This window comes from Polyangiaceae bacterium (assembly GCA_016715885.1).
GTDB lineage: Bacteria > Myxococcota_A > Polyangia > Polyangiales > Polyangiaceae > Polyangium.
Window position 1 is genome coordinate 611,957 of record JADJXL010000020.1, and the last position, 13,660, is coordinate 625,616.

The 13,660-nt window shown below is 60.7% G+C and carries 12 protein-coding genes; 4 read left to right on the forward strand and 8 right to left on the reverse strand.

Annotation, left to right across the window (positions count from 1 at the left end):
* Positions 1–44: 44 nt before the first annotated feature.
* Both IPM54_27830 and IPM54_27835 read left to right on the forward strand, forming a co-directional pair.
* Positions 45–1,346: a serine/threonine protein kinase gene (locus IPM54_27830; protein ID MBK9263603.1), complete on the forward strand. Its 1,302-nt coding sequence runs from the start codon at positions 45–47 to the stop codon at positions 1,344–1,346.
* A 181-nt stretch (positions 1,347–1,527) separates the two neighbouring features.
* Positions 1,528–2,148 (forward strand): glutathione S-transferase family protein, encoded by a 621-nt coding sequence (locus IPM54_27835; protein ID MBK9263604.1) that lies wholly within the window; start codon positions 1,528–1,530, stop codon positions 2,146–2,148.
* A gap of 3 nt (positions 2,149–2,151) precedes the next feature.
* Here IPM54_27835 and IPM54_27840 read toward each other — a convergent pair whose 3' ends face one another.
* The 6 genes from IPM54_27840 to IPM54_27865 form a co-directional block, all read right to left on the reverse strand.
* Positions 2,152–2,955 carry a hypothetical protein gene (locus IPM54_27840; protein ID MBK9263605.1) on the reverse strand — a complete coding sequence of 268 codons (804 nt, stop codon included), beginning with the start codon at positions 2,953–2,955 and terminating at the stop codon, positions 2,152–2,154.
* 25 nt (positions 2,956–2,980) lie between these two features.
* The gene (locus tag IPM54_27845) at positions 2,981–3,385 is read right to left on the reverse strand and encodes a hypothetical protein (protein ID MBK9263606.1); all 405 of its coding nucleotides are present in this window, start codon (positions 3,383–3,385) and stop codon (positions 2,981–2,983) included.
* 379 nt (positions 3,386–3,764) lie between these two features.
* Complete coding sequence (locus IPM54_27850) at positions 3,765–5,105, reverse strand: hypothetical protein (GenBank protein MBK9263607.1); 1,341 nt, start codon at positions 5,103–5,105, stop codon at positions 3,765–3,767.
* Positions 5,092–6,222 carry a TIGR04222 domain-containing membrane protein gene (locus IPM54_27855; protein ID MBK9263608.1) on the reverse strand — a complete coding sequence of 377 codons (1,131 nt, stop codon included), beginning with the start codon at positions 6,220–6,222 and terminating at the stop codon, positions 5,092–5,094. Before IPM54_27855 ends, IPM54_27850 begins: the two co-directional genes overlap by 14 nt.
* Position 6,223: 1 nt before the next feature.
* Entirely contained in the window at positions 6,224–6,928 is a 705-nt protein-coding gene (locus IPM54_27860) for a nucleotidyltransferase domain-containing protein (GenBank protein ID MBK9263609.1), read from the reverse strand.
* Positions 6,925–8,283 (reverse strand): DUF692 domain-containing protein, encoded by a 1,359-nt coding sequence (locus tag IPM54_27865; GenBank protein ID MBK9263610.1) that lies wholly within the window; start codon positions 8,281–8,283, stop codon positions 6,925–6,927. The genes IPM54_27860 and IPM54_27865 overlap by 4 nt, the downstream gene beginning before the upstream one ends.
* A 255-nt stretch (positions 8,284–8,538) precedes the next feature.
* Here IPM54_27865 and IPM54_27870 point away from each other — a divergent pair, with 255 nt between their 5' ends.
* Positions 8,539–10,098, forward strand: a complete 1,560-nt coding sequence (locus tag IPM54_27870; protein MBK9263611.1) for a 3,4-dehydroadipyl-CoA semialdehyde dehydrogenase — start codon at positions 8,539–8,541, stop codon at positions 10,096–10,098.
* 4 nt (positions 10,099–10,102) lie between these two features.
* Here the strand turns inward: IPM54_27870 and IPM54_27875 are convergent, their stop codons facing one another.
* Positions 10,103–10,651: a CAP domain-containing protein gene (locus IPM54_27875; protein MBK9263612.1), complete on the reverse strand. Its 549-nt coding sequence runs from the start codon at positions 10,649–10,651 to the stop codon at positions 10,103–10,105.
* A gap of 50 nt (positions 10,652–10,701) precedes the next feature.
* On the opposite strand from IPM54_27875, the gene IPM54_27880 reads away from it, so the two are divergent.
* The gene (locus tag IPM54_27880; protein MBK9263613.1) at positions 10,702–12,168 is read left to right on the forward strand and encodes a protein kinase; all 1,467 of its coding nucleotides are present in this window, start codon (positions 10,702–10,704) and stop codon (positions 12,166–12,168) included.
* A gap of 223 nt (positions 12,169–12,391) precedes the next feature.
* On the opposite strand, the gene IPM54_27885 is transcribed toward IPM54_27880, so the two are convergent.
* A complete protein-coding gene (locus tag IPM54_27885; protein MBK9263614.1) occupies positions 12,392–13,621 on the reverse strand; it encodes a PAS domain S-box protein in 1,230 nt (409 codons plus the stop codon).
* Between the last annotated feature and the right edge of the window lie 39 nt (positions 13,622–13,660).

Below are 13,660 nucleotides of genomic sequence, written 5' to 3' on the forward strand. Positions count from 1 at the left end.
GGACCTCCCGCAGCGGCAGGTTGTGCGTTACGTTCTCTGCCCCCATGAGCTCGCTCGCACTCGACGCCACCGTCCAACAAGTTGCCAATGCCAAAACTGCGCTTGCGCCACCGCCGAACGACGCGTTCGCATCGGCCCCCACGGCGGTAGCGAGTCCCGAATACAATGCTGGCAGTGAATTCCGACTCCCCGGAACCACCACATCGGGAGGTCGAACGACCGTACTACCTCGCATATTGGGCAATGGTTCGGGGCTGGAGGTCGTATCCGAAACGCGCAATCGATACGAGCCGCTGAAGCTTCTCGGATCCGGTGGCATGGGCGAAGTGCTGCTCGTGCAGGATCAGGACATTGCGCGCAAAGTGGCGGTGAAGCGCCTTTTGCCCGAAGCTCGGGATCCCATGTTATTGGCGCGTTTCGTGGACGAGATTCGCACCGTGGGGCGTCTCGAGCATCCGAACATCGTGCCCGTTCACGATGTGGGCGTCGACGAGGTGGGGCGATATTTTTTCGTCATGAAATACGTCGAGGGGGAGACGCTCGAACAAATCATTCGCAAGCTCGCCGAAGGTGATGCCGAATATCATCGCAATTACACGTTCGAGCGTCGCGTGGAAATCATGATCAGCGTCCTCAATGCGCTCGAATATGCGCATGCCAATGGTGTGATACATCGTGACATCAAGCCGGCGAACGTGATGGTCGGTCGTTATGGCGAGGTGGTGCTCATGGATTGGGGCATTGCGAAGCCGATGGATTCGACGCGGGACTTGGCGCAGGGTCCCGATGCGACATTGGGCAATGAAAATGAACGAGGGCGCATGTACATGACGCATGTCGGATCGCTCGTGGGGACGCCGGCGTACATGTCGCCCGAGCAAGCGCGGGGCGAGCTGGACAAGATTGACGTGCGGAGCGATCTTTATAGCGCGGCCGTGATGCTGCACGAATTCGTCACGTGCCGGCATTATTTGGCGGACGAGACGACGACGGAAGGTTTGTTGAAAGCGATCAAGGAACAGGAGCTCGAGCCAGGCGATTTACACAAATCGTGTTCGTTGCAATCGAGTTTGCCTGCCGAGCTCGTGTATGTTTCCTTGAAAGGAATGGCCAAGGATCCGGGGAAACGCGCGTATGCATCGGCGTCGGATTTCGTTGCCGCGTTGCAGAACGTCCTTGCCGGCACATTTTCCGTTACGTGCAAAACGACGATGACGAAGCGCATGTTTCGCGAGATGGCGCGTGCGGTGGATCGATATCCGCGCCTGTCGTTTTATTCGTTCGTGGGCGTCGTCTTGGCGGTGATTTTCGCCGTGTTCGAAGCCGTACGGCTCGTGGTGACGTGACGAGCGCGATTCTCGCTCGAAAGGCGCATGACAGGACGGTTCGTCCGGGGCAAACCATCCAAGTAAAATAGTCGGCGGGGCGACAAGAAAAATGCGCCCATGCTCCACGATTTTCGTTGCACTCGTAGGTTCGTCCGGGCATGATGCGTCCGGTTTTCCGCGGAACAAAAGGAGAAACCCGATGAGCATCGTTTTTTATCGTGCCCCCATGTCCACTGCGACCATGACCGAAATCGTGCTCGCCGAGCTCGATGTGCCGCACGAGGTCGTGACGGTCGATATCCAGAAGGGTGACACGAAGAAGCCCGACTATCTCAAGATCAATCCCAATGGCAAAGTGCCCGTCATCGTGCATGATGGCACGGTGATTTGGGAATCGGCCGCCATTACGATGTACCTGGGCGAGCTGTTCGGCGTCGCGAAGGGCCTTTACCCGGCGCCGGGGCCAGCGCGCGGCGAAGTGATGAAGTGGATCGTTTGGACGAACGTGACACTCGGAGACGCCGTCGGGCGATGGACGCGCAACACGATGGAGTGGTTGCCTGCCGAGCAACGTAATGCAAAGGCGGGGGAAGTGGGCATGGCAGACTTGCAAAATTGCTTGCGCATGGTCGACGAAGCGCTCGAGGGCAAGGAATTCCTGTGCGGCAAGTATACGCTCGCCGATGCGCACTTGAATTCGTTCCTCGACTGGCTCCGTTACATGAAGCTTGATTTTTCGGCCTACGCGCGGCTCAATGCATGGGGCGGCCGATGCAGCGCGCGTCCGGGCTATCAGCGCGTGATGGCGGGCGGAAAGTAAACGTCAATTCAGCGGCGGCACGAGGATCTCCGATTCCAGCACGAGCCGTCCGTGAATCGCGCCAGCCTTCAGCGCCCGCACGAGCGCTTCGGCGTCGGCGAGTTGCTGCGCAGGATCCCCAAAGCCCATCGTGATTTGCACTCGGCCATCGGTAATCGGTGTCTTCACGATGGGCATCGACACGACTTTACCGTCGAGCACGATGGCCAGGGGTTTGTCGACGTTGTCGCGCGACATTTTCGCGAACGCTGCGGCTCCCTCCGGATTGAATCGCACATCGACGACGATGCCAAATTGAGTATTGCGCACGCTCGCGTCTTCGACGCTCGCTGAGCCTATCCCGCCGGGCCGAATGCGCACGGGCTTCGTGCTGCCATCGAGCATCGTCGCCGGGAGCTCCAACGTGCCTTTCGGCAGCGGATCTGCAGGTACGAGGCTATCGTCGACTTCACGAATTTCGAGTTTCCCAATGGTAAGCTCGCGCCGAACGCGCTCGGCGTTCTCCGATGTGATCCCTGGCAAGTCGACGCGAATCGTTTCTCCAACCAAGTATACGTCAGCCTCGAGGTTCAATGCATCGAGCCTTCGCTTGACGACGCGCATTGCCTGTGCGGCTGCATCGGCAGGAGCCCCGGGATCGACTTCCAAAGCATAATCGAGGCGCAAGCCACCGGATGAAGGGCGCTTCGATGACGCCGTCGCGGACAAAGTCGGCGCGGACGAAGTGGTTGCGCGCAAAGGCTCCGGCGTGCGTTTGCATCCGCTCGCGACGAGCACGAATATCAAGAGAATACTTATAATTGGCATTGGCATGAATTCCAAAACGCTGTGGCTACTCCAATGAAATGCCGTCGAGCAGGTACTCGAGCGCCGCGGCTTCATCGCCGAAAACGGGGACCCTGCGCGATTCTCGGGTGAGGCGCGTGGCTTGAAGCTTTCCGAGCGCCGTTCTCACAAGGATGGCGCTGCGAGCGAATCCAGTTAGCATGGTCACACCCGCCGCCTTGACTCTACGTTCCATGTCGGGATCGCCTGTCATGGGCGCGTCGCGGGAGTCGAGCAGGATGACGTAGTGCGAGCGTAGGGACGTGGCGACGAAGCGTTCGAAGAAGGCGACGGCGTCGGCGATGCCGCGGTCGTCGAGGGGCATGGTGGTGCGCTTCAAGCGGAAGAGGCGGCCGCCCGCTTCGCGCGTGGCGATGAAGTGGTCGCTTCGGAAGACTTCGCCCTCGCGCAACTTGCCTCGGCTGCTCGTCACGCGGGGGATTGTACATGGAAAAGGCGCGAGGGGAGCATGCAACAAAAGTGGTTGGCACCTGGGGGGATGCGTAACGCGGCAAACGCCCTCAAAAGTGGTTGGCACCTTGGCTGCACCTTGGGGGATGCGTAACGCGGCAAACCCCCTCAAAAGTGGTTGGCACCTGGGGGGATGCGTAACGCGGCAAACGCCCACAAAAGTGGTTGGCACCTGGGGATGCGTAACGCGGCAAACGCCCACAAAAGTGGTTGGCACCTTTGGGGGATGCGTAACGTGGCAAACGCCCTCAAAAGTGGTTGGCACCTGGGGATGCGTAACGCGGCAAACGCCCACAAAAGTGGTTGGCACCTTGTCCAGCCTACCCGCCCATCATCCGCGGCGCATGCCGCCACTCGACCACGTCGAACCCGGCTTCCATGACCCGCCGTGGAAACGGAATCATCTTGGCCAACTCCGTCCCTGCTGGAATGTCGATCCAACGCAAAGGTTGATCGACCCGAAACACCGCCGGCACCGCGTGAAACACATCCGTCCCCACGACACCTCGAAGCACGCTGTATCCTCGCCCTGGGATTCCCTCAATCAAAACCGAATGTTCCGCCGCCGTAGAAACGAGCGCAGGGGGCTTTACAAAGAAATACGGCTCACCGGGCTGATGTGGCGTCACGTACTTCGTAAAATACCACATTGCACCTCGATGCTGATTCACGAATTCCGCACCAAATACACTTTTCCATGCGTCGCACGTTTGCGACGCGAACTCACCGAGCGCCGTCTGATCGGGTTTCACTTCGGCGTGGTGTCCGTCGAAGTAGCACGAAAGCGATAGCGCATTTTTGAACGCCATGACATCCACATCGGATTCGCCATTTCCTGCGGAAGCGCGTTCTTCAATGCCCCGAGCCGTAAGAAACGCTTTGGCCATGTCCCGCTCGATGCACGATGGCCCCAAGGTCGCAAAACCACTCGATTGAGGTAGCGTGGGCTGCTCGGCACGGTCGACCATGAGCCGGTATTTTCGAGTCGAGCCGCGTTTCTTTTGCGCAAAGTACTTTTCATCGTAAAAGTCGACGTGCGCCCGTCCGAGCTTCTCCGCGTCGGCACGCGAAAGCCGATCGAATCGGACATTCGGGACGAGCGGCATCAGCGTCGCGATTTCACCATGAATCGAAAGCGGAAACGGCGCATCCGGATGAAAGGTCATCGTCACGACGAGCGGAGCGAATTCATTCGAATTGGCAATCCATCTTTCTTCGACATCGAATGCAAGGTTTCGCCGATTCCCTGCATGGCCGAGACGCAACCAATAACCCGGCCTCGGACGCACGAACAAGCCCGTGAAGAGCGAAATCCCACGACGCCCTGCGCGATGGGCAATCCCACCTGCAAATGCATCAGCCCACGCGCCTCGAGCATCGAAGAGTCCCTCGGAAAAGACGCGCGGCATCGAGCCACAAACGGCACGCGACAACATTTCGGGCAATGCGCCCAGCTTTACGCCCGCAAACGTCCGCGAAAACGTCAGGCGCTGCGTCAATTGAATCTGAAAACCGAATCGATTGCCATCGAGCAGCGGCAGGCACGCTCGAGCAGCGCGGAGCGGTAAAGACCCATCGAGCGTCGCATTGGGCTTGACGAGCGTGAATGCACCCCCGAGCACGTCGAGCACATCGAATGCAATCGATTCAGCTACATCCACCGCCGCCACCGCAACCGCCGCCGCCCCCACAACCTCCCCCGCCCCCGCAGCTCGACGACGAGCAGCTCGACGATGAACAGCTCGATGAACTGCTCTCCACCGGCGTTCGCGCTTGCCACCAGGCGTCGGTGCCCGCCCCTGTCGTATCAATGTCAATGTCCCCCAATGCAATATCGCGTTCGGCAGCGAGCGCCGGCCGTAGCCCCAGAAAAAGCGGCGCCGTCGCCAAAAGAACGCCACCTCCGACGGCGACGGCAAGCCCCACGTCCGCTGTGTCCCGGCGCCGTCCTCCTTGCACGTCATTTCGCAAGGAATACGTCGCATCATCGAGCCACGACAAATACGATGCCGTGAGCGTGCTCTTTTTACGCCCGACGTAGGCAATGACAATGCCAATTATCGTCGCAAAAATCATCACCGTTAGCAAATTTCCATAAGGCCGATGGATCTCCTGGAGCCATAGAATGCGGATGGACGCCACGACGACATTGAGCACGACGGGCGCGAGGCCGAACAACACATATCGATGCACTCGGCTTCGCGACCTCAGCAAACCAGCTTGTTCCAGCGCCTTTTTAATGCCGTCCTCGTGCAGCGTCACGAGCTCTTTGGCGGCGTCCGTGAGGGCTGACGCGGCAATGGGCATTTTTTGGCGCTTCAAGTATCCATGCAGCCCCGTCTGATATTCGCTCGACGGAGTCGCCTTGGGATCGATACGATAATGCGTAGGCTCCGCCCCGCGATTGGCTTCGGCCTTGAGCCATTTGTCACCAACGGCTTGCGTGACGAGCACATTGGCGGCCCCAGGGATGCCGCGGCGCAAATACGCCACGGCCACGAGGTCGTCGTTTTGGGGAACGACGCCCTTGACGAGCCTCGAGCCGCTCGATTGCGACTGCCAACCAGGCGCGCTGCGATAAGGTGAACCAGGTGTGCGAACCCAAAGGCCGGTTTCGGATGCCGATTCTGGAGCCTGGTCGATGAATCGGCTGACGAGCATTCGCCGAAGAATGGCGCCGCCAATGAGCGTGACGAGGACGAATGGCAAGTAAAAGCCCAGAAATGGGCCGCCCACTTCGATGTTGAACGGATAAAAATCGAAGAGCAAATGCATCATGTCACCCCTCCATGCGATCGACTTCGTCGATCATGCGCCAAAGCAAATCATTGAGGGCATCGAGCGCTTTGGGCGGATCCTTTCGCACGTCTTGCATCGGCGCGACGTCGACGTTCCAGACTTCGTGCGCTTTGGCCAGCACCGTTTTCAGCTCGTCGTTTGCAGCCGGCGTTTTTCGGAGCGCCAGGAGTGCAAACACAGGGCCGCGAATTTGCTTGATTTTTCGTTCGATGGCTCCGGCTACGTGACTTTCCGAACCGAGCGAATCGACGACGGCTCGACGCAATCGAATTTGCACTTCGCGCAGTTCTTGTTCGATTCGCACGCGTCTATGGGCATCGGAGATCTCGAGGTTCGCGAAGGCATCCTTGCCGGCGAGCAGCACGTGGCAGCTGCGAATGTCGTCGTAAAACAATGGAAATACATCGGCCGCTCGGTGGATTTCGTCTTCTTTCAGGATCATCGTTTCGAACTGGAGAGCGGTGCGGGCGATCGTGAGCGTATTGGCAATCGACAAGAGCACTTTGGGGCTTGGGTCTTTCAAGACCAGCACGAGGTCCACGTCGCTGCGACCTTCGACCCAGCCTCCGCGCGCGACGCTGCCGTACGCGAGCAGCGATACGAGGTTTTTGCCGAGTTGATTTTCCAAGGTTTTGGCCAGCTCGCCGAGTTTCATTTCCGCGGCTGCGGGTAACTTTTTCGTCATGATCGAGCCGACTTCCTTTCGTGAAAGAATACGCGAGCGTGCGGTCCAAAACCTTTGAACGCGAAGACTTTTGCACCACTTGCCATTTGGCGAACTCGAACGAATGGAGCGCTCCGCGGGCGCACCACTTTTGTAATTGGATCGCTATGAAATCGAGTTTCCAGCGACAAGAGGTCTCGTTCTGCGGCGATTGCAAGCGATTCGATGGCGGTTGCGCGACGGGCAATTTCGAGGGCATCGGCAATGGCTGCAAGGCGCGGCGGACGGGCTTTTTGCGCGACGACCTGATGCGCAATGTGCTCCACGTGCGCTCGAAATGGCGCCAGGTACGACAAGAGCGGCAATGCTTCGTCGACGCGTTTTCGGTGCAAAATGGCGCGCGATCGTTCGATGGCGTGGCGATCGAAGCGCTGATCGTCGGGCAGGTCGAGGTCGACCAGGAGCTTGGCAACATGGTTTTGCGCTCGTTCGAGCGCCGCGATTTCGGGAACAGAAACGTAAGCGGAAGCATCTGGAGCGATCGGCGGGGTATGACGAATGACGGGCGCTTCGGCGAGGAGCTCTCGGCAACGATCGACTTCGCTGCGCAATTCGCAAAACGGTGGAAACAGAGCGTCGCGTTCGATGAGAATGGGAACGGGGCCTGTTTTCGCGAGCACGGATTGCAGGAGGGCGAAGACGTCATCGGCGACGGCGTGGGCGTGATCGTCGAAGTAGAAGGCGTGTTCGAGGATGCCGCCGGCGAGGTGGATCATGCCGATGCGGTTCAGCGGAAACGATTCGGCGAACGTGATGGGATTTTTGCCGGAGTTGATGGCGTTGGCGTAGAGGTTGCCGACGTCGAGGAGGAGCGAGCAGCCTGTGCGGGTGGCGATTTCGCTATAGAAGTCGCCTTCGGCCATTTCGGATTCGGGCCATTGAAAGGTCCAGGCGACGTTTTCGAGGAGGAGTGGGACATCGGGCAGGTGGCGCCGGGCGCGATCGACGTTGCGGCAAACGACGGCGATGGCGGTGCGGGTGAAGGGCAAGGCGGTCAAGTGGCCGATTTCGCGCTGACCGCTGCGTACGAAGGCGACGTGTTCGCTGATGACGGGTGCGCGGAGGTCTTTGGCGAGGGCGCCGAGGGCTCGGGCGCGGGCTGGGTCGATGCCTTCGGCGGCGCCGAGGGACAATTTGACGCCATGCGGCACGACGGGCCAGATTTCGGCGACGGCTTTGGCTTCGCGGCGTGCGGCGGGTTTGACGTAGCAGCTTTCGGCGACGACTTCGACGAAGTCGACGGCATTGGGAAAGCGCAACAAGTCTGCTGCGATTTCCTCGCGAAAGCCGAGACCGGCCGCTCGTGGCGCAAGCATCGCGGGAACGACGGTATCGGTTTGGGTTGGAGGGTGCAACCCAGTCCAAAGCCAGAAAAGTGGTTGGCACCTTGTAGAATGAGTGTGACCTTACAGCTAGAAAGGTGGTTGGCACCTTTTCAAGTGGCTGGCACCTTTCCCCTTCCCAAAGTGGTTGGCACCTTTCCCCTTCCCAAAGTGGTTGGCACCTTTCCCCTTCCCAAAGTGGTTGGCACCTTCTTCGCCCCCTCTACTTGGTGTATACAGCGCCCCAGCATGGAACAGCTCGAAAGCTACGTATCGGGAAGCTGGGTCAAAGGTGCAGGCAAGCCCAGCCTGCTCGTCAATCCGGCCACGGAAGAGACCCTCGCCGAAGCGAGCACCGACGGCATCGACTTCGCCCGCGCCTTTGCCCACGCGCGCGACGTCGGCGGAAAAGCCCTCCGCGCCCTCTCCTTCGCTCAGCGCGGCGAAATCCTGCGCGCCCTGTCGCGCGCCATCCACGCAAAACGCGATGCCCTCATCGAAGTTGCCATCGCCAACGGTGGAAATACCCGCAGCGACGCCAAGTTCGACATCGACGGCGCTTCCGGAACGCTTGCCTACTACGCAGACCTCGGCAAACAGCTCGGCGACGCCAAGTTCACCGTCGACGGCGACGGCATTCAGCTCGGCAGAAGCCCCCGGTGGTTCGGCTACCATGCCCTCGTCCCGCGCCACGGCGTCGCCCTGCACATCAATGCATTCAACTTCCCGGCCTGGGGCATCGGCGAAAAGATGGCCTGCGCGCTCCTCGCGGGCATGCCCGTCGTCGTCAAACCCGCGACGAGCACCGCCCTATTGGCCTGCCGCATCGCAAAGCTCTTCGTGGATGCAAACGTCCTGCCCGAAGGCGCGTTTTCGCTGATTGCGGGCTCACCCGGCAACATGCTCGACCACCTGCTGGAACAGGACGTCGTTGCTTTCACCGGATCAGCCGACACGGGCGCTCGATTGCGCACGCATCCTGCCATCGTACGCGGATCCGTACGCCTGAACATCGAAGCGGATAGCTTGAATTCCGCGACGCTCGGCCCGGACGTCACCGCTGGAAGCGACACGTACCGCATGTTCTTGCGCGAAGTCTCGCGCGACATGACGCAAAAGGCCGGCCAAAAGTGCACGGCCACGCGCCGCATTTTCGTGCCGGAATCCATGGTGAACGACGTACGGGACGAACTGGCCGCCATGCTTCGCGACGTGCAAGTGGGCAATCCGTCCCTCGATGGAGTCACCGTCGGACCCTTGGCGACGGCCTCGCAGCTACGCGACATTCGAGCGGGCATCGAAAAGCTGGCCAGCGAAGCGTCTTTCGTCGTCGGCAATCAGCCCGTGACGCCCTCGGGCGTACCCGAAGGCAAAGGATACTTCGTGCCCCCGACGCTCTTGCTTTGCGCAAATCCCGATGCCGCCAAGGCCGTACACCAGCACGAAGTCTTCGGCCCGTGCGCGACCATCGTGCCTTATGACGGCTCGGCCGCACGCGCCGTGGACCTCGTCGCTCGAGGCGCCGGCATGCTCGTCGGATCCGTGTACAGCGACGATCGCGCATTCGTCACCGACATGGTCATGGGCCTCGCCCCGTACCACGGCCGGCTTTACTTCGGCAGCGAGAAGATTGCCGATCAAACGGCCGGCCCAGGCACGGTTTTGCCGCAAAGCATTCACGGCGGCCCTGGCCGAGCCGGCGGTGGCGAAGAGCTCGGCGGCCAGCGAGGCCTCGCGCTCTACTCACATCGCGTGGCCATCCAAGGCGCACGCCCGGTGCTCGATGCCGTACTGGATGTGAAGAAGTAGCGCCTCAAGGCGCCGCTTCATCGCAGCTCTCGTCCGGCTTGTCCGCCATGTCCATCGTCCAGATCGGCTTGTCGGCGCCGAGCGATCGCCCTACCCCGACCACGACGAACTCGGACCGAGTCAGCATCACGCTCGTGTCCGCGTCCATCTTCCACTGATTGAACGTGGCATCGCCTTCGCCATTGCCTTTGGCGATGAACTCGACCATGCCCGCGCTGCCGATGCATGCAGGAGCATATCCGGCAGCGCATGCCCGCGTCGGCGTCGTCGATTTGTCCGGCGCAACGTCCGACAAGTAGTTCTTGTCGCGCATGTCGTCACTGTGCGCCGACGTCGCGACGTTGAGTGACGCGCACACCTTGACCGTGGGTACGCCCGCGCCCGCGCGAAGCTCGTTCAAAAGAACCACCACCTCCGATTCGAACTCGTCGAGCGGATTGGCGACGCTCACGTTGTCCGCAAACTCGACGGAAGTGCAGCCCATGAGCGCGAAGGCCGCCAGGAAATGAGCCGAAAAGTGGAAGTCTCGAAGTAGATGACTGATTTTCGCCATGACCTCCACTTTATCGCGTTACCCTCGCGTTCGGTGACGCTCGTCTCGTTATGTCAAAGGCTCTCGTCGGTCATACCCTAGCAAGTCGATTTCGCCTCACCGGCGTTCTTGGCGAAGGCGCGATGGCGACGGTGTATCAGGGCAGCCAAGACGCCGAACCGCGCGAAGTCGCGGTCAAAGTGATGCACGCCGAGCTCGCGATCGACCCGACGTTCGCACGACGGTTCCGACGTGAAGCTCGCGCCGCCGCGCTGCTCAAGCACCCGAGCACCGTGCAGATCATCGACTACGGCGTCGACGACAAAGTCGCGTACATCGCGATGGAGCTCCTCCGCGGCCGCGACCTATTCGACACGCTCACGCGCGAACGACGTTTGTCCGAAGCTCGAGCCGCCAAGATCCTCATCGAAGTGTGCGACGTGCTCATGACCGCACACGACATGCACATCGTGCATCGCGATCTCAAGCCCGAGAACATCATGCTCCTGCCGAACAAAGACGGCACCGAACGCGTCAAGGTGCTCGACTTCGGCATCGCCAAGCTGCTCGACAAAGAACCCAAAGACGCGGACTCGGGTGCCAACGCACCCGAAAGCGGCGCCATGGTCAGCTCGGCACTCACGACCGTGGGCGTCATCGTGGGTACGCCCGAGTACATGTCACCCGAGCAATGTCGCGGTGAAAGCGTCGACAAACGCAGCGATATCTACTCGTGCGGCATCTTGCTCTATCAGCTCATCACGGGACGCCTTCCGTTCACGGGCGATTCGATCGTCGACATCGCGCTGCAGCACATTCGCCAGCCCGCACCGAAGCCGAGCGACTACGTGCCGTTCGTACACGCGGGACTCGAAGGCATCATCATGACAGCGCTCGAAAAGTGGCCGGCGCAGCGGCAACAGAGCGCGGCCGAGCTGAAAGCGGCGCTCGAAAAGATCTTGCCCGAGCTTCGTACGACGCCGTTTCGCCTTGGAGGAACCGCGAAAGACGAATCGGCCGCGTCACCAGCGAGACGCCCATTGGCCGAAATTCCCGCGGATTCGGTACGCATCGTCAAGACCCTCGCGCCGCCGAGCGGCTTGCCGCCAGCCGAAACGATGCGCTCGGTCGATACGCCGATCCCGCCGGCACCAAGACGCATCAGTGACTCGATTCCATCGACGGATCGCGATGGCGTCGTGATTCACCTGGCAAACGAGTCGGGACCGGTGCTCACGTCGTCACCGACGCTGCCCGCAGCACCGCCCGTGAAAGTCGAAACGCTCGCCTCCGGAGACAGGCCGCCCGTGCAGATTGCCGTGAAAGCGGCATCCAAAGAAACGAGCGGCTCGTTCAAGTTGGAAAGACAAACCGAGCGCACGGGCACGCGCCCATCGTATCCCGCTCCCGAGCCTGTTTTCGTCGATGGGAAGAAGCCCTCGAAGGTCGCCAAGAGGCGCAAGGAAACGAGCTTCTGGGTGCTCGTCCCCGTCGCGGTCCTCATCGGGATCACCGTCGGCGCGCTCGTGTTTTCTTGACCCAATGATGCTCGCATGAGGACGGAAAGGCCGTGACAAACCACGCGCACGAGCACGAGCGCTCGTGGATCGCTTGGTGGTCAAAGCAATGACGACGGCATCCGCAAATCGATTTGTGCCCGTACGTTCTCGGTGGCGCTCGTGGATCGCTTGGTGGTCAAAGCAATGACGACGGCATCCGCAAATCGATTTGCAGCCGTACGTTCTCGGCTCGACCTTGACGTCAAGGTGACGGTGGTCGGTTGACGAGGTGCGACGCAGCCGGAAGGATCACGCGAAAGGCAGTGCCGATGCCGACGGTGCTGTCGACGTCGATGCGCCCGCCGTGGGCGTTGATGATGCTGTTACAGATCGACAAACCAAGGCCCATGCCTTCGCCGACGGGTTTCGTCGTGAAGAAAGGGTCGAATACGTGCCGCAGCGACTCTTCCGAAATGCCTGCACCGTTGTCGCGCACTTCCATGACGACGGCGCGGTGTTCGCACCGGAGAGCGACCGTGATTTGGTTTTCGGCTGCTGGGCGATCGGGCAGCGCTTGAACGGCGTTCATGAGCAGGTTGACGATGACCTGCGAAAGCCGCGCTTCGTTGCCCAGGACGCGAGGCACTTCGCTGATTTCGCGTACGACGCGTGCGCGGCCTTCGATGTTGCTTTGCACCATGCGCAGCGATGCCTCGACCACACTCGTGGGGTCGACCAGCTTCAGCGTCTCGCGATCGGCGCGGGAAAACATCTTCACGTCGCGCACGATGCCGGCGATTCGCCGCGCTCCTTCGAGCGCTTCGGACAGGGCATTGCGAATCTCCGATGACTGCGGTGCCGCGTCTCCGCAGGCGCGGTCGGACGCAAGCGTGTCCACCGCAAAGGCCAAGTTGCCGATGACGTAGGAAAGCGGATTGTTGATTTCGTGCGCGATGCCGGCCGCTAGCGTTCCGAGGGAAGCGAGACGTTCGGTAAGGGCAAGCTGCGCTTCGTAACGCTTGCGTTCGGTCACGTCTCGCATGACCGACACGAGCACGTTGTGACCTTTGCGATCCGCCAACACGGCGCGTTTTTCCGACAGCGAGCGCATGAGTCCGTCCGCAGCGGGCCACGTGATTTCGTGTTCGTCGGACACGTCGGGCCAGCGCCCGTCGCCAGGGACCGCGGGGCGCATCGATGCGACATCGCAGCCGACGATTTCGTCGCGCGCATGTCCCACCAATTCGGCAAACGAGCGATTGACCATCACGTACTTGCCATCGTCGCCCTCGACGGAAATCGGGTCTGGGACCGCATCGATGACGTCACACAGAAAATTGCTTGCGTCGGCGAGCTTTTGTTCAGAACGTCCGGCTGACCGGGGCCCGAGACGCAGCAAGCTCGAATTGGCCTTCTTCTTCGGGCTCGTCCCGCTCGCCATGCACGGCGGACGTAATGTCTCGAGCGACCGTGACGATCTCCTCGATCGCATCGGTCTTGAGATCGCGCACGGGCCTGCAGTGCATCTCGA